The following is a 23,048-nucleotide window of genomic DNA, read 5'->3' as shown; positions in this document are numbered from 1 at the left end:
GAGAAGGGAGCGGCGGATGAGCACGCGCACCGTGCTGCAGCAAGCCGACATCTCGCGGGCATTGACCCGCATCGCCCATGAGATCCTCGAGTCGAACAGGGGCGCGGCCGATCTGGTGCTCCTCGGCATCCCGACGCGCGGCGTCGCCCTCGCCCGCCGACTGGGAGATCTCATCGCCTCGATCGCCCAGGTCGACGTCCCCGTCGGGTCTCTCGACGTGACCCTGTTCCGGGATGATCTCGCCTCGCAGCCGACGAGGTCGCCTCGGCCGACGGAGATCCCCGCCGGTGGCATCGAGAACAAGACCGTGGTGCTCGTGGACGACGTGCTCTTCTCCGGGCGCAGCATCCGCGCAGCCCTCGATGCGCTCGGCGCAGTGGGGCGCCCCGCCGCTGTTCGGCTGGCGATCCTCATCGACCGTGGCCACCGCGAACTCCCGATCCGTCCGGATTTCGTCGGCAAGAACATCCCGTCAGCGCGCTCGGAGCGCGTCAACGTCCGTCTCAGCGAGTACGACGGTGCGGATGAGGTGACGATCGGCGAATGAGGCACCTTCTCGACACCCACACCCTCGACCGCGAGACCGCCTTGCGGATCCTCGACGTCGCAGAGGACATGTCCGACACGCAGTCGCGCGAGATCAAGAAGCTGCCGACCCTGCGCGGCAAGACCGTCGTGAACCTCTTCTTCGAGGACTCCACTCGCACGCGCATCTCCTTCGAAGCCGCGGCCAAGCGGTTGTCGGCCGACGTCATCAACTTCGCCGCGAAAGGGTCCAGCGTCTCGAAGGGCGAGAGCCTCAAGGACACCGCCCAGACCCTGCAGGCGATGGGAGCGGATGCCGTCGTCATCCGCCATTCCGCATCGGGTGCTCCGCGGACGCTGGCCACCAGCGGGTGGATCTCGGCCGGCGTCGTCAACGCCGGGGACGGAACTCACGAGCACCCCACCCAGGCGCTGCTGGACGCCTTCACGATCCGCAAGCGCCGGTGCGGGACGGCGAGCCGAGGGCGCGACCTCGCCGGGGTCCGCGTCGTCATCGTCGGCGACGTCCTGCACTCCAGGGTCGCGCGGTCCAATGTGTGGCTCCTCACCACACTCGGGGCGGACGTCACGCTCGTCTCTCCGCCGACACTCGTGCCTCAGAACGTCTCACAGTGGCCGGTCCGCGTCCTCTACGACCTCGATGAGGCCCTCGCGGACGGGCCGGACGCCGTCATGATGCTGCGCATCCAGCTCGAGCGCATGAACGCGGCGTATTTCCCGAGTGAGCGGGAGTATTCCCGTACCTGGGGGCTGGATGCCGTGCGCGCGGGGTCCCTGCCGAGCGATAGCATTGTCATGCACCCCGGCCCCATGAATCGAGGCCTGGAGATATCCTCCGAAGCCGCGGATTCGCCGCGCTCCACGGTGTTGGAGCAGGTGACGAACGGAGTGTCCGTCCGCATGGCGGTCCTGTACATGCTGTTGGCCGGAGAACGAGACGACGAACGAGGGAGAGACCTGTGACCGAGACCCTCGTGATCACCGGGGCACGGATGCTGGGCGCCGACGGCGCCGACATCCTCGTCGAGGACGGCCTCATCGCCGAGATCGGGACGGGCATCAGCCGCGAGGGGGCACGCGTCATCGACGCGGACGGCCTTGTCGCGCTTCCCGGACTGGTCGACCTGCACACGCACCTGCGCGAGCCCGGCTATGAAGCGTCCGAGACGATCCTCACGGGGACCAGAGCGGCGGCGGCAGGGGGTTTCACCGCGGTGTTCGCGATGCCGAACACCTCCCCGGTCGCCGATTCGGCCGGCGTGGTCGAGCAGGAGCTCGCGCTGGGGGAGGCCGCCGGTTACGCGACTGTGCAACCCATCGGCGCCGTGACCGTCGGGCAGAAGGGGGAGCGGCTGGCCGAACTCGGCGCCATGGCAGCCTCCCGGGCCAGGGTCCGCGTCTTCAGTGACGACGGATTCTGCGTCTCCGATCCGCTCATCATGCGTCGAGCCCTGGAATACGTGAAGTCCTTCGGGGGGGTCATCGCGCAGCACGCGCAGGATCCGCGCCTCACCGAGGGCGCGCAGATGAACGAGGGCGTCGTGTCCGCCGAGCTCGGCCTCGCCGGCTGGCCGGCGGTCGCCGAGGAGTCGATCATCGCGCGCGATGTGCTCCTCGCCGAGCACGTCGGCTCCCGTCTGCACGTGTGCCATCTCTCCACGGCCGGCTCCGTCGACATCATCCGCTGGGCCAAGAAGCGCGGAATCGACGTCACGGCCGAGGTCACCCCGCACCACCTGCTGCTCACCGACGATCTCGTGCGCGGCTACGACGCCCGCTACAAGGTGAACCCGCCGCTGCGTCGCACGGAGGACGTCCTCGCCGTCCGTGAGGGCCTGGCCGACGGCACGATCGACATCGTCGCCACCGACCACGCGCCTCACCCCGCCGAGAGCAAGGCGTGCGAATGGCCCGCTGCGGCGAACGGCATGGTCGGGCTCGAGAGCGCCCTGCGCGTGGTGCACCAGTCGATGGTCGAGACGGGGCTGCTGGAATGGCACGACATCGCTCGCGTCATGAGCGCAGCTCCCGCCCGGATCGGCAGACTGACCGGCCACGGCACACCACTCGAGGCCGGTCGCCCCGCGAACATCACCCTGTACGACGCCCAGGCGCGCGGCACGTTCACGACCGCGGACCTGCGTGGTCGCAGCGAGAACTCGCCGTACCTCGGGCGTGAACTGCCTGGGCGGGTCGCGTGGACCGTGCACAACGGCACCGTGACGCTGGAAGCGGGCGACATCGTCGAGGAGCTGAGCGCGTGAGCGCGAGGGACATCGCCGTCGTCATCACCATCGCCTTCGCGATCCTCGTGCTGCTGAGCATGCTGTTCGCCTGGCGCCGACGACTCCGACGCGACGCCGCGCACACGGCCCCGTTGGGGGTGCCGGAGCATGCCGAGGTGCTCAGCCGGCACGAGGTCCTCTACGTGTCGACGACGAGACACGATGAGCCCCTCGAGCGGCTGGCCATCCGGCCACTGGCATACCGTGCGCGCGGCGAACTCGCCGTGACGGACCGCGGCGCGGCTCTCTGCCTCGACGGCACGCCGACGGTGTTCCTCGCGAAGGACACGCTCGCCTCGATCGATCGGGCCACCGTCACGATCGACCGGGTCGTCGAACCGGGCGGCCTCGTCCGCATCGCGTGGCGAATCGACGCGGACACGATCGTCGATTCCTACCTGCGCCCCACCACCGGGGCCCCAGACTCACTCATCTCAGAACTGGAGCGGCTCATTCCCGCTCATGACACAGGAGCTTCCTCGTGACCAGCGCAACACCTTCGATCGCTCAGACACCGGCCCCGGCCGTTCTCGTGCTGGAGGACGGCACGCGCCACCGCGGACGGGCATACGGCGCGGAGGGCACGACCCTCGGTGAGGTCGTGTTCTCGACCGGCATGTCCGGCTACCAGGAGACGATCACCGACCCCTCGTACGCCGGCCAGATCGTCCTGCAGACCGCACCGCACATCGGCAACACCGGCATGAACGACGAGGACCGCGAGTCCCGTCGCATCTGGGTGGCCGGGTACATCGTCCGCGACCCATCGCGTGTGGTGTCCAACTGGCGGGCGAACGCCTCGCTCGACGAGATCCTCGTCCGCGACGGCATCGTCGGCATCAGCGGCATCGACACCCGTGCCGTCACCCGGCACATCCGGTCGGCCGGCTCGATGCGCGGCGGGATCTTCTCCGGCGCTGACGCCGAGTTGGATGCCGAGGAGCAGCTGCGTCGCGTCACGGCGGCCCCCGAGATGAGTGGACAGAACCTCTCCGCGCAGGTGTCGGTGACCGAGGCCACCGTCACCCCGGCCACCGCTGAGCGCATCGGGAACCTCGCGGTGCTCGACCTCGGCGTCAAGCAGGCCACCGTCGACAACCTCGCCGCACGCGGCTTCGACGTCCACGTCCTCCCGCAGACGGCGACGATCGACGAGATCCGTGCGATCGATCCCGTCGCCGTGTTCTACTCCAACGGTCCCGGCGATCCGGCCGCCTCGGACGACCACGTCGAGCTGCTTCGTGCCGTGCTCGACGACGAGCTGCCGTTCTTCGGCATCTGCTTCGGCAATCAGCTGCTCGGACGCGCACTCGGCCTCGGCACCTACAAGCTGCCGTTCGGTCATCGCGGCATCAATCAGCCCGTGCTGGACAAGACGACCGGCCGTGTGGAGATCACCGCGCACAACCACGGTTTCGCCGTCGAGGCACCGCTGGAGGGTTCGTTCGACAGCCCCAACGGGTACGGCAGGGTCGAGGTCAGCCACGTCGGGCTGAACGACCACGTCGTCGAGGGCCTCCGTGCGCTCGACATCCCGGCCTTCTCCGTGCAGTACCACCCCGAGGCTGCAGCGGGTCCGCACGACGCCAACTACCTCTTCGACCGTTTCCGCGACGTCGTCGTCGCCCACCTCGCACAGAAGGACGCCATGTAATGCCCAAGCGCGACGACATCAATTCCGTACTCGTCATCGGATCGGGCCCGATCGTCATCGGTCAGGCCTGTGAGTTCGACTACTCGGGGACGCAGGCGTGCCGCGTGCTCCGTGAAGAGGGCGTGCGCGTCATCCTCGTCAACTCCAACCCCGCGACGATCATGACCGACCCCGACTTCGCGGATGCCACGTACGTCGAGCCGATCACCCCCGAGGTGATCGAGACGATCATCGCCAAGGAGAAGCCGGACGCGATCCTTCCGACGCTCGGCGGACAGACGGCCCTGAACGCCGCCATGGCGCTGGACGAGCGCGGCATCCTCGCCAAGTACGGCGTCGAGCTTATCGGCGCGAAGGTCGATGCGATCAAGAAGGGCGAGGACCGTCAGGTCTTCAAGGAGCTCGTGATCGAGGCCGGCGCCGACGTGGCGGCCTCTGTGATCTGCCACTCCATGGACGAGCTCATCGCCGGTGCCGAGAAGCTCGGCTACCCGCTCGTCGTCCGCCCGAGCTTCACCATGGGCGGTCTGGGATCCGGCTTCGCCTACGACGAGGAGGACCTCCGTCGCATCGGCGGCGCGGGTCTGCACGACTCGCCCACCAGCGAGGTCCTGCTGGAGGAGTCCATCCTCGGCTGGAAGGAGTACGAGCTCGAGCTCATGCGCGACACCTCCGACAACACGGTCGTCGTGTGCTCCATCGAGAACGTCGACCCCGTCGGTGTGCACACGGGCGACTCGATCACCGTGGCTCCCGCCCTCACGCTCACGGACCGGGAGTACCAGCGGCTCCGCGACATCGGCATCGACATCATCCGTGCCGTCGGCGTGGACACCGGCGGGTGCAACATCCAGTTCGCGGTGAACCCCGAGAACGGCCGCATCATCGTCATCGAGATGAACCCGCGCGTCTCCCGGTCCTCCGCACTCGCGTCCAAGGCGACGGGGTTCCCGATCGCGAAGCTCGCAGCGAAGCTCGCTCTCGGCTACCGCCTCGATGAGATCCCCAACGACATCACCGGCGTCACCCCGGCGAGCTTCGAGCCGACCCTCGATTACGTCGTGGTCAAGGTGCCGCGGTTCGCGTTCGAGAAGTTCCCCGCCGCTGACGCCACGCTGACGACCACCATGAAGTCCGTCGGCGAGGCCATGGCGATCGGTCGCAACTACGCCACCGCCCTGCAGAAGGCGCTGCGCTCCCTCGAGAAGCGCGGATCGAGCTTCCACTGGGGCGAAGAGCCCCGCAGCGTCGAGGAGCTCCTCGAGATCTCGAAGACCCCGACCGACGGCCGCATCGTCGTGCTCCAGCAGGCACTGCGTAAGGGCGCGACGGTCGAGCAGGCCTTCGACGCCACCGCGATCGATCCGTGGTTCCTCGATCAGATCGTGCTCATCAACGAGGTCGCCGAGACGGTTCGCACAGCGGCCGAGCTGGACGCCGACGTGATCCGGTACGCGAAGGAGCACGGCTTCTCCGACGCGCAGCTCGCGCAGCTGCGCGGCGTCACCGAGGCAGAGGTCCGCGGCATCCGTCACGGGCTCGGCGTCCGCCCCGTCTACAAGACCGTCGACACGTGCGCCGGCGAGTTCCCCGCGCTCACGCCGTACCACTACTCGAGCTACGACTTCGAGACCGAGGTCGCACCGTCCGAGCGCACCAAGGTCGTCATCATCGGCTCAGGGCCGAACCGCATCGGCCAGGGCGTCGAGTTCGACTACTCGTGCGTGCACGCGTCGTTCGCGCTGTCGGATGCCGGTTACGAGACGATCATGGTCAACTGCAACCCGGAGACGGTCTCGACGGACTACGACACGTCCGACCGGCTGTACTTCGAACCGCTCACCCTCGAGGACGTCCTCGAGGTGCTCGATGCGGAGGCCGCCAGCGGCACGATCCTCGGCGTCGTCTGCCAGCTCGGCGGCCAGACCCCTCTGGGGCTGGCCAAGGGCATCGAGGCCGCCGGCTACACGGTCCTCGGCACGAGCCCCGAGGCCATCGACATCGCCGAGGAGCGCGAGCTGTTCTCGCAGCTGCTGGACTCGGCCGGTCTCGTCGCCCCGCGACACGGCACGGTGACCGACGTCGACGGTGCCGTCCGGATCGCCGAGGACATCGGCTTCCCCGTTCTCGTGCGCCCGAGCTTCGTGCTCGGCGGCCGCGGCATGGAGATCGTCTACGACAGCGCGAGCCTGCGCGACTACTTCGTCCGCACCGCCGGCGAGGTCATCGTCGGTCCTGGCACGCCGTTGCTGGTCGACCGCTTCCTCGACGACGCGATCGAACTCGACGTCGACGCCCTGTACGACGGCGAGGAGCTGTACATCGGCGGTGTCATGGAGCACCTCGAGGAGGCCGGCATCCACTCCGGTGACTCCAGCTGCACCCTGCCGCCGATCTCGCTGGGTCGCAGCGACATCGACCGCGTACGGGAGGCCACCCTCGCGATCGCGAAGGGCGTCGGGGTGCGCGGTCTTCTCAACGTGCAGTTCGCCATCAGCGCCGGAGTCCTCTACGTGATCGAGGCCAACCCGCGCGCGAGCCGGACCGTCCCGTTCGTGTCGAAGGCGCTCGGCATCCCGATGGCGAAGGCCGCGAGCCGGATCATGGCGGGCGCGAGCATCGCCGAGCTGAAGGACGAGAAGCTGCTGCCCGCGTCCGACGGGTCGCACGTTCCGCTCGGTGCGCCCGTTGCCGTGAAGGAGGCCGTGCTGCCGTTCAAACGGTTCCGCACGAAGGACGGCAAGATCGTCGACTCCGTGCTCGGACCGGAGATGCGCTCGACCGGCGAGGTCATGGGCATCGACAAGGACTTCCCGACCGCGTTCGCGAAGAGCCAGGCGGCCGCCTACGGCGGGATGCCGACGTCGGGCACCGTGTTCATCTCGGTCGCGGATGCCGACAAGCGCGCGGTCATCCTCCCTGCACACCGGCTCCAGCAGCTGGGATTCACGCTCGTCGCCACGGAGGGGACCGCAGAGATCCTGTCCCGCAACGGCATCGCCGTCACCGTGGTGTCGAAGTTCAGCGAGACGCAGGGCTCCGGTGAGCAGAACATCGTCGACCTCATCAACGCCGGCGAGATCGACATCGTCGTGAACACCCCCTCCGGTGGCACCGCGCGCGCCGACGGGTACGAGATCCGTGCCGCCGCCGTGGCCGCCGACAAGGCGCTGTTCACCACGATGGCTGTCCTCGGTGCCGCGGTGAGCGGTATGGACGCCGCCGACGAGGGCTTCGACGTGAAGAGCCTGCAGGAGTATGCGCTCGACAGGCGGGCGGCTCTGTGACGCAGCGGTTCGGTGAGCGGACGAGGGCGGCGCTTTCCGCACGCGGTCCGCTGTGCGTCGGTATCGACCCGCACGCCTCGCTGTTGACGGCCTGGGGGCTCGAGGACTCCGCCGCCGGCGCTCGTGAGTTCGGGCTGCGCGTCGTGGAGGCCGCGGCGTCACGGGTCGCACTCGTGAAGCCGCAGGTGTCGTTCTTCGAGCGTTTCGGCTCCGCCGGATTCGCCGCGCTCGAAGACGTCCTCGCCGCCGCCCGTGGCGCCGGACTCGTCGTGATCGCTGATGCGAAGCGCGGCGACATCGGTACGACGATGGACGCATACGCGGCCGCGTGGCTGACCCCCGGCTCGCCGCTCGAGGCGGATGCCGTGACGGTGAACCCCTACCTCGGAGTGGGAGCCCTCGACGGGACGTTCGAGCTCGCAGAGCGCGGCGGGAAGGGCGTGTTCGTCCTCGCCGCAACGAGCAACCCGGAGGCCACAGACCTGCAGCGCGCGCAGACGGCAGCATCGCAGTCCGTCTCGTCGGCCGTCGTCTCGCAGGTCAGCACGCGCAACGCGCAGCACACGGCGACCGGCGAGTGGGGGAGCTTCGGATTCGTGATCGGGGCGACGGTCGACTGGACCGACGCCGATCTCGCGCCGTTCTCCCCGGCCGCGCCCATCCTCGCGCCCGGGTTCGGCGCGCAGGGCGCCGGTCCCGCGGACCTGCGCGCCCGGTTCGGCCCTTCCGCGGCGATGGTGATCGCCGCGGAGAGCCGCAGCATCCTCCGCGCCGGCGCCGACGGCATCGCCGCGGCGATCGACGAGCGCGTCGCCGCATACTGGGAGGTCCTCGATGCCTGAGCGCAGCGTCCCAGAAGTGGATCGTGCTGCTGCCGCCCGGCGCGCGGTGGAGCGACGACGTGCGCGGGCATCGCTGAAGCGCGACCTGACCATGCGGGTCGTGACGCCGCAGTCCGTCGTCGCCGACGCCTTCGCCGACGCGGGTTCGGTCGCCGGCTCGATGCGGATCACGGACTTCCTGCTCGCGCTCCCGGCGATCGGCGTCGGCAAGCGCGACCGCATCCTCGAGGAGCTGGACATCTCGCCCGTCAAGCGCCTTGGGGGTCTCGGCGTGCGTCAGCGCACGAGTCTGTCGCAGTGGCTGGACGAGCGCTTCCCTGTGCCCGCACCGCGGGCAGGGCGCAGCAGGCTGCTCGTCCTCGCCGGCCCCACCGCTGTCGGCAAGGGCACGGTGGCCGCGTACATCCGCGAGCACAACCCGGAGATCCACCTGTCGGTCTCCGCGACCACGCGTGCCCCTCGTCCCGGCGAGATCGACGGGGTGCACTACTACTTCGTCGACGACGCCGAGTTCGACCGGCTCATCGCCGAGGACGAACTGCTCGAGTACGCCGTCGTCCACAACCGCTCCCGCTACGGAACGCCGAGGGCGCCGATCGATGCGGCACTCGCGGAGGGCAAGACGGTCCTGCTGGAGATCGATCTGCAGGGCGCACGCCAGGTCAGGGCGGCCGACCCGGCGGCCACGCTCATCTTCCTGCTGCCGCCGTCGTGGGACGAGCTGGTGCACCGACTCGTCGGTCGGGGGACCGAGGACGAGGAGGAGCGGACCCGTCGGCTGCGCACGGCGAAGGTCGAACTCGCCGCCCAGAGCGAGTTCGATTACCGCATCGTGAACGAGGACGTCGCCGTCGCCGCCCGCGAGGTCGTAGAATTGTCTGAGGCAACCGCGCGCTGAACGCTTTCGCGCGCCCGCCGTTTCGACTTCGCGACGAACCCGTCGCCTGATCTGGAGGTCCCATCATGGCCGGACACCACACCAAGGGCATCATCGACCCGCCCATCGACAACCTGCTCGACCGCGTCGAGTCGAAGTACGAACTCGTCATCTACGCGTCCAAGCGCGCCCGCCAGATCAACGACTACTACGCCGACCTGCACGAGGGCAACCTGTTCGACAACGTCGGGCCGCTGGTCGACTCGTCCGTCGAGGACAAGCCGCTCACCATCGCCCTGCACGAGATCAACGAGGACAAGCTCCGCCTTCGCCACGTCGAGTGAACGCGGCCTCCTCGATGAGCGCACTGCGTCTTTTCACGTCTGAATCCGTCACCGAGGGTCACCCGGACAAGATCTGCGACCAGATCTCCGACAGCATCCTCGACGGCCTGCTCGCCAAGGACCCCGCGTCACGCGTCGCGGTCGAGACCCTCGTCACCACGGGGCTCGTCCACGTCGCCGGCGAGATCCGCACCGAGGCGTACGTCGACATCCCGACCATCGTCCGCGAGGTCGTCAACGGGATCGGCTATACCTCGAGCGACACCGGCTTCGACGGTGATTCCTGCGGCGTGAGCGTGTCGGTAGGGGAGCAGTCCAGCGACATCGCCCACGGTGTCGACCTCGCACGGGAGCACCGCGACGGCAGCTCGAGCGATGCCCTCGACGGTCTCGGCGCCGGCGACCAGGGCATCATGTTCGGCTTCGCGACGGTCGAGACGCCGGAGCTCATGCCGATGGCGGGCCACACCGCCCATCGCATCGCGGAGCGACTCACCGAGGTGCGGCGCTCCGGTGAGCTCGGTTTCCTCCGTCCGGACGGCAAGACGCAGGTCACGCTGGGCTACGAGGGCTTCACCCCGAAGACCATCGATGCCGTGGTGCTTTCGACGCAGCACCACCCCGATGTGTCGCAGGACGAGTTGAAGGATCAGGTCCGGCGCCTGGTGATCGATCCCGTGCTGGAGAACACGGGCCTCGAGATGCCGGCGGACGATCGTTACTTCATCAACCCGGCCGGTCCGTTCGTGACCGGCGGACCCAAGGGTGATGCGGGCCTCACCGGCCGCAAGATCATCATCGACACCTACGGCGGCGCGGCCCGCCACGGCGGCGGAGCGTTCAGCGGCAAGGATCCGTCCAAGGTCGACCGTTCCGGCGCGTACGCGATGCGCTGGGTCGCGAAGAACGCCGTCGCGGCCGGTCTCGCCGACCGCCTGGAAGTGCAGGTCGCGTACGCGATCGGCGTCGCCCGCCCCGTCGGGCTCTACGTCGAGACCTTCGGCACCGGTCGCGTCTCCGACGAGGTCATCACGCGCGCCATCCGCGAGGTCTTCGACCTTCGTCCACGGGCGATCATCGAGGAGCTCGACCTGCTGCGGCCGATCTACCGCCAGACGGCCGCGTACGGCCACTTCGGCAGGGAACTGCCGGACTTCACGTGGGAGCGCACCGACCGCGCCGACGAGCTGCGCCGCGCCGCGGGGCTGTGATGCGCACGCGCGGAGCCCGGCGTTGAGCCGGCGCATCGCGCGGGTGGTGCTGGACTCTCCACTGCCGCAGCTGGACCGCCTGTTCGACTACGCACTTCCCGAGGCCCTCGGAGAGGTGCCTGCCGGTGTGCGCGTCCGGGTGCCGCTGCGCACGGCCGGCCGCATGATCGATGCGTACGTCGTCGAGGTCGCGGAGGAGGATGACGCAGAGCGCCCGCTGTCCGAAGTGGAGAGCGTCGTCTCCGACGTGCCGGTGCTTCCTGAGCGCCTCTACCGGCTCGCGCGGCGCGCCGCGGATCGTGCGGCGGGCTCCGCCTCCGACATCCTGCGCCTGGTCATCCCGAAGCGGCAGGTCCGGGTGGAGAAGGCCTGGAAGGCGGATGCTGTCGCCACCGCGCCGGCACCGGACGCACGGGAGAGGGCGGATGCCGTTCTCGACGAGTACGAGGGACTCATCGACGTGCTCGACGCGCGCGGACGCGCGGCCGTCGAGGCGATCCCCGGCGTCCGCGATGACCGGCCGCGTTGGACCGAGCTCCTCTCGGCTGCCGCGACCCGCGTGCTCGCCGCCGGTTCGTCCGTCATCCTCGCCGTTCCCGATCACCGCGATCTCGACCGTCTGATGACCGCGCTCGAGGCATCCGCTCCTGTGGACGCCATCGTGCGGCTCGACTCCCGCCAGACCAACCCGGAGCGCTATCGGGCCTTCCTGCGCACCCTGGAGGGGGCGCCGTGCATCGTCGTCGGCAACCGCTCGGCCGTGTACGCACCGGTGAGGGCGGGGCTCGTCGCCGTGTGGGACGACGGCAACGCCCTGTTCAGCGAACCCCTGGCACCATATGTGCACGCCCGCGACGCGATGCTCATCCGGCAGGAGCAGGAGGGCTCGGCGCTCCTCTTCACCGCGCACACCCGCACCACCGACGTCGAACGTCTCGTGCAGCACGGCTGGCTCGACGACGTGCGCGCACGACGCAGGGTGCTGCCGCGGATCGTCCTGAGCAGTCCGCAGGAGATGGAACAGCCCGCACAGCGCGTCCACTCGGGGGCGTTCACCGCTGCCCGTGCGGCGACCGCCGATGGGCCGGTGCTCGTCCAGGTGGCGCGCCCGGGGTTCTCACCGACGCTCGTGTGCGCGGAGTGCCGCGCCCCAGCCAGGTGCGCGCACTGCGGTGGTCCTCTCGGCGCGGCCCACCGCGGCGCCGTCCCCGTATGTGGCTGGTGCGGCCGTTCCGCGCGCGCCTGGCACTGCCCGTCGTGCTCCTCGACCAGCCTCCGACTGGCATCGTCCGGCAGCGAGCGGACGGCGGACGAGCTCGGCCGCGCCTTCCCCGGCGTCAGGGTGATCGTCGCGGACGGTGCCCACCCGGTCGAGACGGTCTCCGCGAAACCCGCGCTGGTGGTCGCCACCCGTGGCGCCGAGCCGCTGGCCGAGGGCGGCTATCGCGCTGTGCTCCTGCTGGACGGACCTCGGATGCTGCAGGCACCCGACCTCCGGATCGGCGAGTCGTGCCTTCGATGGTGGTCGAACGCCGCGGCTCTCGCCGCTCCCGGCGCTCCCGTGCACCTCGTGGGCGTCGACGGACCGATCGGTCGTGCCCTCGCGACATGGACCCAGCCGGCGTATGCGCGCGCCGAACTCGAGACCAGGGCACCACTGCACCTGCCGCCTGCGACGCGCGTCGCACTGGTGGAGGGAGCCTCCGCGTCGGTGACGAGAGCCATCGACGCCCTTCGTGCGCTGCCGCTTCCGTCCGACGCCGTGCTGGGCCCCGTGCCCGTGGACGACGACGAGGGTCGCGTGCGTGCGCTCGTCCGCTTCGAATACGCCGCCGGCGCCGCGGTGGCCACCACCCTTCGCGCGGCCGTCGTCGCCGAGGCGACCGGTCGCAGACGTGGTCGGCGCCAGAACAACCGGATCCCGCTCTCGGTACGCCTCGATATGCTCGATCCCGAGCTCTGATCCCTTCCGGAGAACCTTCATGCGCCTCGTCTTCGCCGGCACACCAGCGGCCGCAGTACCCACCCTTCGCACACTTGCCGCCTCGCACGACATCGCGGCGGTGGTGACCCGGCCCGATGCGCCGCTGGGTCGCAGACGCGTCCTCACGCCGTCGCCGGTGGCCCGGACGGCTGAGGAACTCGGCCTGCCGATCATCCGCGCCGCCCGTCTCGACGACGAGGCCACCGGTCGCATCGCGGCGCTGCGCCCCGATCTCGGGGTCATCGTCGCGTACGGCGGTCTCGTCCGCGAACCGCTGCTGTCCACCCCTGTGCACGGGTGGATCAACCTGCACTTCTCACTGCTGCCGCAGTGGCGCGGCGCCGCACCGGTGCAGCGCGCCCTCATCGCCGGAGACGCCGTGCTCGGCGCGAGCGTGTTCCAGCTCGTCCCGGCGCTCGACGCGGGTGACGTCTTCGCCGCCCGCGCCGTCGACCTGCCCGAGGCGGCCACCGCCGACGTCGCACTGGAGGTGCTGGCCGAGGACGGTGCCCGACTCACCGCGGATGTCGTCGACGCCATCGCGGACGGCTCCGCCGTCGCCGCCCCGCAGGAGGGCGAGGTCACCCTCGCCCCGAAGCTGAGCATCGAGGACGGCGCCCTGGACTGGTCACAGCCGCTCGACGCCGTCTTCGCGCGGTTCCGCGGCGTCACGCCGGAACCGGGCGCGCACACGACCGTCGACGGGCTTCGGGTGAAGATCCTCGACGCTGTCCCGTCCCGTGACGAGCAGAAGCTCGAGCCAGGGGCCATCGTCGCCGCCAAGCACGCACTGCTGATCGGCACGGCGACAGCGCCGCTGGCTGTTCGACGCGTGCAACCGGCAGGAAAGCCCGCGATGACCGCCACCGACTGGTGGCGCGGTTTCCGTCGCGACGACTCCGTGCGGGCCGGCGCATGAGCGCCCCGCAGCGGCGCCACGCCCGCACCCCCGCCGACCGCCAGGGCCGGAGCGTCGCGCCCCGCGGTGTGCAGCCGGCGCGTCGCGTCGCCTACGACGTGCTCCGTGCCGTCAGCGCAGACGACGCGTACGCGAACCTCGTGCTGCCGTCGGCGATCAGGGAGGCCGGCCTGTCACCGCAGGATGCCGGGCTCGCCACGGAGCTGACCTATGGGGCGCTCCGGCGAAGGGGCACCTACGACGCCGTCATCGCCACCGCGGCCGGCCGGCTTGTCGAGGACATCGACCCCGCGGTGCTCGACGCGCTCCGCCTCGCCACGCATCAGCTGCTGTCCACGAGGGTTGCCTCCCACGCGGCGGTGAACGAGTCCGTCAATCTCGTCAGCAGCCGTCTGGGCAGGGGCCCGGCCGGCTTCACCAATGCCGTGCTGCGACGGATCTCGCGAGACACACCGGGGGAGTGGCAGGAGCGCATCGAAGCAGCCGCGCGCTCGGACGACGAGCGTCTCGGTCTCCGGACGGCGCATCCCGTCTGGGTGATCCGCGCGCTGCGCAGGGCGCTCGCGTCCGAAGGCCGCACCGGCGAGCTCGAGGAACTCCTCGAGGCGGACAACGCCGCACCCGAGGTCACGCTGGTCGCCCTCCCGGGAATCGCCGAGCCCGGAGAGCCGCGGCGTCCGTACGCGCCCACCGCATTCGCCTCACCCGGCGGCGACCCGCACGAGGCGATCAGTGCCTCCGGCGGGACGGTCCGCGTGCAGGACGAGGGTTCACAGCTCGTCGCCCTCGCCCTCGCCGCCGCCGCACCGATCACCGCGGGGGAGCGGTGGCTCGACCTGTGCGCCGGACCGGGCGGGAAGACCGCGCTCCTCGCCGCGATCGCTCATCAGCACGAGGTCACTCTCGAGGCGAACGAGCTCGTGCCCACCAGGGCGCGCCTGGTCCGCAACGCGCTCAAGGCCGTCCCCGGCGAGGTCGTCGTCCACGAGCAGGACGGCCGGGAGCTCGCCGCATCACGTCCCGGCGCGTTCGACCGCATCCTCGTCGATGCTCCGTGCACCGGCCTCGGTGCGCTTCGACGGCGCCCCGAGGCACGGTGGCGCAAGTCGCCGTCGGACGTCGCCGACCTGGCTGCGCTGCAGGCCGAGCTGCTCGATGAGGCGCTGAACGCCGTCGCGCCGGGCGGGATCGTCGCCTACGTCACGTGCTCTCCGCACCTGGCGGAGACCTCGGGAGTCGTCGCTGACGTGCTGCGCACGCGCACGGACGTCACCGAGCTCGACGCGCGGGCCGTGGTCGCCGACATCGCCTCGAGCCCGATGGACCTCGCCGACGACGGCACCGGCCGGGTGCAGCTGTGGCCGCACCGGCACGGCACCGACGCGATGTTCCTCGCGCTCCTGCAGCGCCACTCTGAGGGAGAATGACCGCATGAGCCTTCCGGACGCGCCGCGCATCAACCCGAGCATCCTCTCCGCCGACTTCGTCAACATGCAGGCGGATCTCGAGCGCATCGCGAGCGCGGACTTCGTCCACGTCGACGTCATGGACAACCATTTCGTCCCGAACCTCACCTTCGGACCGCAGATGGTGGAGCGCGTGCAGGCCACCAGCCCCATCCCGCTGGACGTGCACCTCATGATCACGGATCCCGACCGGTGGGCACCGGGCTACGCCGAGATCGGCGCCGCGAGCGTGACGTTCCACCTCGAAGCCGCGACGGATCCTGTCGCGCTCGCCCGCCGCCTCCGCGACATGGGGGCGCGCGCCGGCGTCGCCATCAAGCCGGGCACAGCCGGTGAGGCGCTCTACGACATCCTCGAGGAGTTCGACCAGATCCTCGTGATGACCGTCGAGCCCGGTTTCGGTGGGCAGGGGTTCATGCCGGAGACGATGCCGAAGCTCCGTGCGCTGGTCGGAGAGGCCCGCCGTCGCGGTGCGGCCACGTGGTTCCAGGTCGACGGCGGGATCTCGGACTCCACGATCGCCCAGGCCGCCGCCGCCGGCGCGGACACGTTCGTGGCGGGTTCCGCCGTGTACGGCGCAGACGACGTCGAAGCGGCCATCGCCGGGCTTCGGGAGCGCGCGAGAGCCGGTAGCCTGGAACCGTGAAGACTTTCGACGAACTGTTCGCCGAGCTGCGTGCCAAGGCCGAGACCCGTCCCGAGGGGTCTCGTACCATCGCCGAACTCGACGGCGGTGTGCACACGATCGGCAAGAAGATCGTCGAGGAGGCCGCAGAGGTCTGGATGGCGTCGGAGTACGAGTCCGACGCCGAGGCGGCCGAGGAGATCTCCCAGTTGCTCTACCACCTGCAGGTCATGATGATCGCGAAGGGGCTGAGCCTCGAGGACGTGTACCGACATCTCTGATGCGCTCCGACTCGTTCCTCTGATCTGAAAGCTCCTGCCATGCTGCGCATCGCTGTTCCCAACAAGGGCTCGCTCGCCGAGACCGCCGCCGAAATGCTCGCGGAGGCCGGATACGCCGGCCGCCGCGACTCGAAGACCCTGCACGTGATCGACGCGCAGAACGATGTCGAGTTCTTCTTCCTCCGACCCCGCGACATCGCCACGTACGTCGCCTCCGGCGCCCTCGACGTCGGCATCACCGGACGCGACCTGCTGCGCGACGTGCCACAACAGGCGCGGGAGATCGAGCAGCTCGGCTTCGCGCACTCCACCTTCCGCTTCGCAGCCCCTCCCGGACGGTTCCAGAACCTGGAAGACCTCAAGGGTGTGCGGATCGCCTCCGCCTACCCCGGACTCGTCGATGCCTTCCTCCGGGACAACGGCGTCGAGGCCGTGCTCGTCCCGCTCGACGGTGCCGTGGAATCCGCCGTCCAACTCGGCGTCGCGGACGCGATCGCGGACGTCGTCGAGACGGGGACGACCCTTCGTCAGGCCGGTCTCGAGATCTTCGGGCCCGTCATCATCGAGTCGGAGGCCGTCCTCATCAGCCGCCCCGGCGACGCCGAGGGCACCGAACGGCTTCTCCGCCGCCTTCGCGGCGTGATCGTCGCACGTCGCTACGTGCTCCTCGACTTCGATCTGCCGGCGAACCTCGTCGAGAAGGCAGCGACGATCGCACCCGGTCGCGAGTCCCCGACGATCTCGCCACTGCAGGATCCCGACTGGGTCGCCGTCCGGGTGATGCTGCCGCGCAAGGGCATCAACCAGGTGATGGACGACCTCTACTCGATCGGCGCCCGCGCCCTGCTGGTGACCGCGATCCACGCCGCGAGGCTGTGATGACGCTCACCAGTCGCGTCATCCCGTGTCTGGATGTGGCCGCCGGACGCGTCGTCAAGGGTGTGAACTTCGAGAACCTCCGCGACATGGGCGACCCGGTCGAACTGGCCGCGCACTACGCCGCTCAGGGCGCGGACGAGATCACGTTCCTCGACGTGACAGCGACCGTCGATGATCGCGCGACGACCTACGACGTCGTGCAGCGCACGGCCGAGCACGTCTTCGTCCCCCTCACGGTCGGCGGGGGAGTCCGCTCGGTCGACGACGTCGCACGTCTTCAGGGAGTCGGGGCGGACAAGGTGGGAGTCAACTCCGCCGCCATCGCCCGCCCGGCGCTCATCGGCGAGATCGCCGACCGGTTCGGCGCCCAGGTGCTCGTCCTGTCGCTCGACATCAAACGCGCAGCGACCACGCCGTCCGGCTTCGTCGTGACGACACACGGCGGACGCACCGAGACGACGCTCGACGCACTGGAGTGGGCGCGTGAGGCGATCGAGCGCGGCGCCGGTGAACTGCTGGTGAACTCGATCGACGCCGACGGAACACGCGACGGCTTCGATCTCGAGCTCGTCCGGCTCATGCGCGAGGTGTCGTCGGTCCCGGTGATCGCCTCCGGCGGCGCCGGAGCCGTGACCGACTTCGCTCCGGCCATCCACGCCGGTGCGGATGCCGTGCTGGCCGCGAGTGTCTTCCACTCCGGTGCGCTGACGGTCGCGGACGTCAAGGACGCCATGCGCGCAGAAGGGATCCTCGTCAGATGAGCGACATCGACACCCGCATCGCGCAGGTCGCATGGAACGCCGACGGTCTCACGCCTGCCATCGTGCAGCAGTGGGACACCCGTGAGGTCCTCATGCTCGCGTGGCTGGACGAAGAGGCCCTGCGCCGCACGCTCACCACCGGCCGCGTGACCTACTGGTCGCGCTCCCGTCAGGAGTACTGGCGCAAGGGCGACACTTCCGGCAACATCCAGCGCATCCGCGAGGCGAGGCTCGACTGCGACGGGGACGCGATCCTGCTCCTCGTGGATCAGACCGGGCCCGCTTGCCACACCGGCACGCGCACCTGCTTCGACGCCACCGACCTCGAGGCCGTGGACGGCGTGACCGGATGAGCATCGCGCAGCGCGGGCGGAGCATCTCCGTCTCCGGCCTCCTGCTGGCTGGGTCCATCGGGATCATCTCGTCGACACAGACGTGGCTCACGGTGACGAGGGCCGATGCGGGTGAGCCGATCCTCGTGCCCGGCGCCGATGCCGTGGCGCTGCTCGCCCCGCTGAGCCTCGCCGTCCTCGCCGTCGGCGCCGCTCTGGCGCTCGTCGGACCCGTGCTCCGGTGGGTGTTCGCCGGGCTCGCACTCCTCGCCGGTGGGCTGCTGGTGTGGTGGACGGCGCAGATCCTGTTCTCTCCGCCGCTCGGGGCCGTCGCTCCGACGGTCACCGAGACCACGGGACTCGCGGGGGACGCCACCGTGGCGGAGATGATCACGTCGATCTCGGCGACCGCGTGGCCGGCGATCGCGCTCGTCGGATGGGCGATCCAGATCGTCACGGCCGTCTTCGCCATCTGGACCGCGCGTGGCTGGAAGTCCGGCGGACGTCGGTTCCGTACCGAGACCGGGGCCCACGAGGAGCATGAAGGGCCCGTTGACGCGATCGATTCCTGGGATGACCTCTCGCGTGGCACGGATCCGACCCGGTGACCCAGATAGACTGGCTGCACACCCACGACCGCCTCGGAGGAGAACATGACCAACCCCATCGCTGACCCCGGCCACGGACACTCGCCTGCGGCCTGGACCGCTGTGGTGGTCATGCTGTTCGGTTTCGCCGCCGGCACCGTCGCGTTCTGCCTCGAGCAGCCCCTCTTCGTGTGGATCTCGGTCGGCGTCATGATCGTCGGCGCGCTGCTCGGCTGGATCCTCTCCAAGGCCGGTTACGGCGTCAACGGACCCAAGTACTCGCCGAAGGGCCACTGATGGTGCTCGCCGACCTCACGGCCGGCGCAGTGGAAGACGCCGAGCGTCGCGCCCTCACGCGCCCGATGGCCGAGGTGGAGCGCGCAGCGCTCGCACGCCCCGCCGCTCGTGACGCGATCGCCGCGTTGTCGCCGGCGAGCCGGGTGAAGATCATCGCCGAGGTGAAGCGGGCGAGCCCGTCGCGGGGCGCGCTGGCCGAGATCCCCGACCCCGCACTGCAGGCCTCGCTCTACGAGACCGGCGGCGCGTCGGCGATCAGCGTCCTCACCGAGGAGCGCCGGTTCGGCGGCTCCCTCGCCGACCTGGAGGCGGTCACTTCCCGCGTGTCGCTGCCGGTGCTGCGCAAGGACTTCATCGCAACGCCCTACCAGGTGCTGGAGGCGCGGGCCGCCGGTGCGGATCTCGCGCTGCTCATCGTCGCGGGCCTCGAGACGAAGGTCCTCCGCGAACTGCACGCGCTGATCCTCGATCTCGGCATGACCCCGCTCGTCGAGACGCACTCCGCTGAGGAGCTCGAGGTCGCTCTCGATCTCGGCGCATCGCTCATCGGAGTCAACGCGCGCAACCTGTCGACGTTCGAACTCGACCGCGACCTGTTCGGCCGCCTGGTCGACCGCATCCCTGCGGGTGTGATCAAGGTCGCCGAGTCCGCGGTGCTCGCACCGTCCGACGTCACCCATTACCGTTCCGCCGGTGCCGATGTCGTGCTCATCGGCGAGGCGCTCGTGACCGGCGACCCCGTCGCCACGCTGCAGAGCTTCCTCGCAGCGGGAGACTTCGAAGGGAGCGGACCCGATGAGTCTGCGTGAACAGCCCGGCCCGTTCTTCGGCGAATTCGGCGGGCGCTACATGCCCGAATCCCTCATCGCGGCGATCGACGAGCTCGCCGTCGCCTATGAGGAGGCGATCGCCGATCCGGCCTTCCGCGCCGAACTCGCGCGTCTGCTGTCGACCTACGCGGGGCGGCCCTCCGCGCTCACCGAGGTGGCGCGGTTCGCCGAGCACGCCGGTGGTGCGCGCGTCTTCCTCAAGCGCGAGGACCTCAACCACACCGGCAGCCACAAGATCAACAACGTCCTCGGACAGGCTCTGCTCACCAAGCGGCTCGGCAAGACGCGCGTGATCGCAGAGACCGGTGCCGGACAGCACGGCGTCGCCACTGCGACGGCCGCGGCACTGTTCGGTCTCGACTGCACGATCTACATGGGCGAGGTCGACACCGAGCGCCAGGCTCTGAACGTCGCGCGCATGCGACTGCTGGGGGCAGAGGTCGTCCCTGTCACGACCGGGTCGCGCACCCTCAAGGACGCCATCAACGACGCGTACCGCGACTGGGTGGCCACGGTCGAGACGACCAACTACATCTTCGGCACAGCGGCAGGGCCGCATCCGTTCCCCGCGATGGTGCGCGACTTCCAGAAGATCATCGGCGAGGAGGCGCGCGCGCAGCTCCTCGAAGAGGCAGGGCGTCTCCCGGATGCGGTGGTCGCCTGCGTCGGTGGCGGGTCCAACGCGATCGGCATGTTCGACGCCTTCCTCGATGACGAGGGCGTGAAGCTCTACGGCGTCGAGGCGGCAGGCGACGGTGTCGACACGGACAAGCACGCCGCATCGATCGAGCGCGGCCGCCCCGGCGTGCTGCACGGCTCGAAGACCTACGTCCTCCAGGACGAGGACGGCCAGACCGTCGAGTCCCACTCGATCTCCGCCGGACTCGACTACCCCGGTGTCGGCCCCGAGCACTCGTGGCTCGCCGACATCGGACGCGCCGAGTACATCCCGGCCACGGACGACGAGGCCATGCAGGCGCTGCGACTGCTCAGCCGCACCGAGGGCATCATCCCGGCCATCGAGTCCGCTCACGCCCTCGCCGGGGCGATCCGCCTCGGGAAGGAGATGGGTCCGGACGCGATCATCGCCGTGTGCCTGTCCGGCCGAGGGGACAAGGACATGGACACCGCTGCGCGGTACTTCCGCCTCTACGATGAGAACGCTGCCGAGGAGGCTCGATGAGCACGGTCGAAGCCGCCATCCGGAAGGCGAACGATGCCGGTCGAGGCGCGTTCGTCGGCTACCTCCCCGTCGGGTTCCCCGACCTCGACACGAGCATCAGAGCGGCGATCACGCTCGCCGAGAACGGCGTCGACGTCATCGAACTCGGCCCGCCCTACAGCGACCCCGTGATGGACGGCCTCATCATCCAGGAGGCCACCCAGGCGGCTCTCGCCGGCGGCTTCCGGATGCGCGACCTGTTCACCGCCGTCAAGGAGATCACTGCGGCCACGGACGTGCCGGTCCTCGTGATGTCGTATTGGAACCCCATCATGCAGTACGGGGTCGACCGCTACGCGGACGACCTGCTCGCCGCCGGCGGGGCCGGCCTCATCACGCCGGACATCACGCCCGACGCCGCAGCGGAGTGGATCGCCGCCAGTGAGCGCACGGGTCTCGACCGCGTGTTCCTCGCAGCCCCGACCTCGACCGATGAACGCCTCGGCCTCGTCGTGAAGTCGTCGACCGGGTTCGTGTACACCGTCTCCACGATGGGCATCACGGGGGAGCGGGAAGCGCTCGACGTCGCCGCGCGCACGCTCGTCGATCGGCTGAAGGCCCGTGGTGCGCGCAACGCGTGCGTCGGCATCGGCATCTCCACCGCCGATCAGATCGCCGCGGTGTGCGACTACGCCGACGGCGCCATCGTCGGCACCGCTCTGGTGCGCGCGCTCCGAGACGGCGGTCTGCCCGCCCTCGCCGACGTGACCAGGACCCTCGCTGCCGGCACTTCGTCTGCAGCCCGCTCACACGAGAACTAGAATCGCACTCATGTCCCTCGCGCTTCACACCGCCGTCAGCGGCGTGCTCACCAGCATCCCGAGCCCCGACGTCAGCTACTTCGACCTCGGCCCGCTGCGGATCCACTTCTACGCGCTGTGCATCATCGCCGGCATCATCGCCGCGGCACTGATCACGAACCGTCGTCTCACCCGCCGGGGCGCGGAGCCGTGGGTCGTCATCGACATCGCCATCCTCGCGGTGCCGCTCGCGATCATCGGCGCACGCATCTTCCACGTGCTGACGCACCCGAACTTCTACTTCGGCGAGGGCAGGAACACCTGGAACGCGTTCGAACCCGGTTCGGTCTGGGCGATCTGGGAGGGTGGCATCGCCATCTTCGGCGCCCTCATCGGCGGCGCAGTCGGCGCCTACCTCGGATGCCGCTGGACGGGAATCCGCTTCTGGACCTTCGCGGATGCTCTCGCCCCCGGGCTCCTGCTCGCGCAGGCCATGGGGCGCTTCGGCAACTGGTTCAACCACGAGCTGTACGGGCAGCCCACCGACCTCCCGTGGGGTCTGGAGATCGAGTCCGACAACCCGGCGTTCCCCCCAGGGCTCGCCGAGGGCACGCTGTTCCACCCGACATTCCTGTACGAGGTCGTCTGGAACGTGCTGGGTGTCGTGTTCCTCCTGTGGATCGGTCGCCGGCTGCGGCTGCAGTGGGGCAAGGTGTTCGCCATCTACCTCATCTGGTACTCGGCGGGCCGCATCGTCTGGGAATCCATCCGCATCGATCCGAGCGAGATCATCCTCGGGCTGCGCAGCAACGTGTGGGCGGCGATCATCGGTGTCGTCGTCGGCATCGCCATCCTCGTCGTGCAGACGCGCCGGCACCCGGGCAGGGAGCCCAGCCCGTACGTGGCCGGCCGCGGGCCGAAGGCGGAAAACGCTGATGTACAATCGCAGAACGACCTCGATGACTTCGTCGACGTGAGCGAGCCTCCCGCCGAAGTCACTGTCGGAGCCACCGCCACAAGCACTGCTCCCAGGAGCGAGGAAAGCTCCCGATAAAGCCTCCTCATCGAGTGAGGAAACC

23 protein-coding genes and 1 pseudogene are annotated in these 23,048 nt (G+C 69.7%); all 24 read left to right on the top strand.

The annotated features are described in order from the left end of the window. Window positions 1-13: 13 nt before the first annotated feature. Window positions 14-547, top strand: a pseudogene (pyrR, locus tag HD600_RS13270) (bifunctional pyr operon transcriptional regulator/uracil phosphoribosyltransferase PyrR); the annotation flags it as partial. After that, entirely contained in the window at window positions 544-1,509 is a 966-nt protein-coding gene (locus tag HD600_RS13265) for an aspartate carbamoyltransferase catalytic subunit (RefSeq protein WP_184284209.1), read from the top strand. The pseudogene pyrR and the gene HD600_RS13265, both read left to right, overlap by 4 nt. Further along, complete coding sequence (locus HD600_RS13260) at window positions 1,506-2,810, top strand: dihydroorotase (protein ID WP_184284207.1); 1,305 nt, start codon at window positions 1,506-1,508, stop codon at window positions 2,808-2,810. Before HD600_RS13265 ends, HD600_RS13260 begins: the two co-directional genes overlap by 4 nt. Then, window positions 2,807-3,316, top strand: coding sequence for a PH-like domain-containing protein (locus HD600_RS13255; RefSeq protein WP_144796138.1), 510 nt, complete (start codon window positions 2,807-2,809; stop codon window positions 3,314-3,316). Before HD600_RS13260 ends, HD600_RS13255 begins: the two co-directional genes overlap by 4 nt. Next, window positions 3,313-4,485 carry a glutamine-hydrolyzing carbamoyl-phosphate synthase small subunit gene (gene carA / locus HD600_RS13250; protein ID WP_338402240.1) on the top strand — a complete coding sequence of 391 codons (1,173 nt, stop codon included), beginning with the start codon at window positions 3,313-3,315 and terminating at the stop codon, window positions 4,483-4,485. Before HD600_RS13255 ends, carA begins: the two co-directional genes overlap by 4 nt. After that, the gene (carB, locus tag HD600_RS13245; protein WP_184284205.1) at window positions 4,485-7,772 is read left to right on the top strand and encodes a carbamoyl-phosphate synthase large subunit; all 3,288 of its coding nucleotides are present in this window, start codon (window positions 4,485-4,487) and stop codon (window positions 7,770-7,772) included. The genes carA and carB overlap by 1 nt, the downstream gene beginning before the upstream one ends. Further along, the gene (pyrF, locus tag HD600_RS13240; protein ID WP_184284203.1) at window positions 7,769-8,614 is read left to right on the top strand and encodes an orotidine-5'-phosphate decarboxylase; all 846 of its coding nucleotides are present in this window, start codon (window positions 7,769-7,771) and stop codon (window positions 8,612-8,614) included. The genes carB and pyrF overlap by 4 nt, the downstream gene beginning before the upstream one ends. After that, window positions 8,607-9,512 carry a guanylate kinase gene (gmk, locus tag HD600_RS13235; RefSeq protein ID WP_184284201.1) on the top strand — a complete coding sequence of 302 codons (906 nt, stop codon included), beginning with the start codon at window positions 8,607-8,609 and terminating at the stop codon, window positions 9,510-9,512. The genes pyrF and gmk overlap by 8 nt, the downstream gene beginning before the upstream one ends. A gap of 65 nt (window positions 9,513-9,577) precedes the next feature. Beyond that, window positions 9,578-9,835: a DNA-directed RNA polymerase subunit omega gene (rpoZ, locus tag HD600_RS13230; protein ID WP_144796134.1), complete on the top strand. Its 258-nt coding sequence runs from the start codon at window positions 9,578-9,580 to the stop codon at window positions 9,833-9,835. A 14-nt stretch (window positions 9,836-9,849) separates the two neighbouring features. After that, window positions 9,850-11,046, top strand: a complete 1,197-nt coding sequence (metK, locus tag HD600_RS13225) for a methionine adenosyltransferase (protein ID WP_184284199.1) — start codon at window positions 9,850-9,852, stop codon at window positions 11,044-11,046. A 22-nt stretch (window positions 11,047-11,068) separates the two neighbouring features. Next, a complete protein-coding gene (locus HD600_RS13220; protein ID WP_184284197.1) occupies window positions 11,069-13,009 on the top strand; it encodes a primosomal protein N' family DNA-binding protein in 1,941 nt (646 codons plus the stop codon). A 19-nt stretch (window positions 13,010-13,028) separates the two neighbouring features. Continuing rightward, complete coding sequence (gene fmt, locus HD600_RS13215; RefSeq protein ID WP_184284195.1) at window positions 13,029-13,949, top strand: methionyl-tRNA formyltransferase; 921 nt, start codon at window positions 13,029-13,031, stop codon at window positions 13,947-13,949. Continuing rightward, a complete protein-coding gene (locus HD600_RS13210; protein WP_184284192.1) occupies window positions 13,946-15,376 on the top strand; it encodes an RsmB/NOP family class I SAM-dependent RNA methyltransferase in 1,431 nt (476 codons plus the stop codon). Before fmt ends, HD600_RS13210 begins: the two co-directional genes overlap by 4 nt. 4 nt (window positions 15,377-15,380) lie before the next feature. Next, window positions 15,381-16,061: a ribulose-phosphate 3-epimerase gene (gene rpe, locus HD600_RS13205; RefSeq protein ID WP_184284191.1), complete on the top strand. Its 681-nt coding sequence runs from the start codon at window positions 15,381-15,383 to the stop codon at window positions 16,059-16,061. Further along, window positions 16,058-16,321 (top strand): phosphoribosyl-ATP diphosphatase, encoded by a 264-nt coding sequence (locus HD600_RS13200; RefSeq protein WP_144796128.1) that lies wholly within the window; start codon window positions 16,058-16,060, stop codon window positions 16,319-16,321. The genes rpe and HD600_RS13200 overlap by 4 nt, the downstream gene beginning before the upstream one ends. 39 nt (window positions 16,322-16,360) lie before the next feature. Further along, window positions 16,361-17,200: an ATP phosphoribosyltransferase gene (gene hisG, locus HD600_RS13195; RefSeq protein WP_184284189.1), complete on the top strand. Its 840-nt coding sequence runs from the start codon at window positions 16,361-16,363 to the stop codon at window positions 17,198-17,200. Further along, entirely contained in the window at window positions 17,200-17,961 is a 762-nt protein-coding gene (gene hisF, locus HD600_RS13190) for an imidazole glycerol phosphate synthase subunit HisF (RefSeq protein WP_144796126.1), read from the top strand. The genes hisG and hisF overlap by 1 nt, the downstream gene beginning before the upstream one ends. Beyond that, a complete protein-coding gene (hisI, locus tag HD600_RS13185; protein ID WP_144796125.1) occupies window positions 17,958-18,314 on the top strand; it encodes a phosphoribosyl-AMP cyclohydrolase in 357 nt (118 codons plus the stop codon). Before hisF ends, hisI begins: the two co-directional genes overlap by 4 nt. Continuing rightward, window positions 18,311-18,901: a Trp biosynthesis-associated membrane protein gene (locus HD600_RS13180; RefSeq protein WP_184284187.1), complete on the top strand. Its 591-nt coding sequence runs from the start codon at window positions 18,311-18,313 to the stop codon at window positions 18,899-18,901. The genes hisI and HD600_RS13180 overlap by 4 nt, the downstream gene beginning before the upstream one ends. A gap of 45 nt (window positions 18,902-18,946) precedes the next feature. After that, complete coding sequence (locus tag HD600_RS13175; protein ID WP_144796123.1) at window positions 18,947-19,177, top strand: HGxxPAAW family protein; 231 nt, start codon at window positions 18,947-18,949, stop codon at window positions 19,175-19,177. Window positions 19,178-19,179: 2 nt separating this feature from the next. Continuing rightward, the gene (gene trpC, locus HD600_RS13170) at window positions 19,180-19,986 is read left to right on the top strand and encodes an indole-3-glycerol phosphate synthase TrpC (RefSeq protein WP_184284858.1); all 807 of its coding nucleotides are present in this window, start codon (window positions 19,180-19,182) and stop codon (window positions 19,984-19,986) included. Then, window positions 19,973-21,190: a tryptophan synthase subunit beta gene (trpB, locus tag HD600_RS13165; RefSeq protein WP_184284185.1), complete on the top strand. Its 1,218-nt coding sequence runs from the start codon at window positions 19,973-19,975 to the stop codon at window positions 21,188-21,190. Before trpC ends, trpB begins: the two co-directional genes overlap by 14 nt. Continuing rightward, window positions 21,187-21,990, top strand: a complete 804-nt coding sequence (gene trpA / locus HD600_RS13160) for a tryptophan synthase subunit alpha (RefSeq protein ID WP_184284184.1) — start codon at window positions 21,187-21,189, stop codon at window positions 21,988-21,990. The genes trpB and trpA overlap by 4 nt, the downstream gene beginning before the upstream one ends. A 10-nt stretch (window positions 21,991-22,000) precedes the next feature. Continuing rightward, on the top strand, window positions 22,001-23,023 hold the full coding sequence (lgt, locus tag HD600_RS13155; protein WP_184284182.1) for a prolipoprotein diacylglyceryl transferase: 1,023 nt from the start codon (window positions 22,001-22,003) through the stop codon (window positions 23,021-23,023). The last annotated feature ends 25 nt before the right edge of the window (window positions 23,024-23,048 follow it).

This window comes from Microbacterium ginsengiterrae, assembly GCF_014205075.1.
GTDB classification, from domain to species: domain Bacteria; phylum Actinomycetota; class Actinomycetes; order Actinomycetales; family Microbacteriaceae; genus Microbacterium; species Microbacterium ginsengiterrae.
The sequence above is the reverse complement of the archived record's forward strand: the minus strand, read 5'-3'. Positions and strand labels throughout refer to the sequence as shown.

Bases quoted from the DNA above. Each gene is read 5' to 3' on its own strand.
- carB (WP_184284205.1), top strand. From the start codon at position 4,485: ATGCCCAAGCGCGACGACATCAATTCCGTACTCGTCATCGGATCGGGC.
- HD600_RS13180 (WP_184284187.1), top strand. From the start codon at position 18,311: ATGAGCATCGCGCAGCGCGGGCGGAGCATCTCCGTCTCCGGCCTCCTG.
- hisI (WP_144796125.1), top strand. From the start codon at position 17,958: ATGAGCGACATCGACACCCGCATCGCGCAGGTCGCATGGAACGCCGAC.
- trpA (WP_184284184.1), top strand. From the start codon at position 21,187: ATGAGCACGGTCGAAGCCGCCATCCGGAAGGCGAACGATGCCGGTCGA.
- HD600_RS13210 (WP_184284192.1), top strand. From the start codon at position 13,946: ATGAGCGCCCCGCAGCGGCGCCACGCCCGCACCCCCGCCGACCGCCAG.
- hisG (WP_184284189.1), top strand. From the start codon at position 16,361: ATGCTGCGCATCGCTGTTCCCAACAAGGGCTCGCTCGCCGAGACCGCC.
- rpoZ (WP_144796134.1), top strand. From the start codon at position 9,578: ATGGCCGGACACCACACCAAGGGCATCATCGACCCGCCCATCGACAAC.
- trpB (WP_184284185.1), top strand. From the start codon at position 19,973: ATGAGTCTGCGTGAACAGCCCGGCCCGTTCTTCGGCGAATTCGGCGGG.
- metK (WP_184284199.1), top strand. From the start codon at position 9,850: ATGAGCGCACTGCGTCTTTTCACGTCTGAATCCGTCACCGAGGGTCAC.
- lgt (WP_184284182.1), top strand. From the start codon at position 22,001: ATGTCCCTCGCGCTTCACACCGCCGTCAGCGGCGTGCTCACCAGCATC.
- fmt (WP_184284195.1), top strand. From the start codon at position 13,029: ATGCGCCTCGTCTTCGCCGGCACACCAGCGGCCGCAGTACCCACCCTT.
- HD600_RS13175 (WP_144796123.1), top strand. From the start codon at position 18,947: ATGACCAACCCCATCGCTGACCCCGGCCACGGACACTCGCCTGCGGCC.
- HD600_RS13265 (WP_184284209.1), top strand. From the start codon at position 544: ATGAGGCACCTTCTCGACACCCACACCCTCGACCGCGAGACCGCCTTG.
- gmk (WP_184284201.1), top strand. From the start codon at position 8,607: ATGCCTGAGCGCAGCGTCCCAGAAGTGGATCGTGCTGCTGCCGCCCGG.
- rpe (WP_184284191.1), top strand. From the start codon at position 15,381: ATGAGCCTTCCGGACGCGCCGCGCATCAACCCGAGCATCCTCTCCGCC.
- hisF (WP_144796126.1), top strand. From the start codon at position 17,200: ATGACGCTCACCAGTCGCGTCATCCCGTGTCTGGATGTGGCCGCCGGA.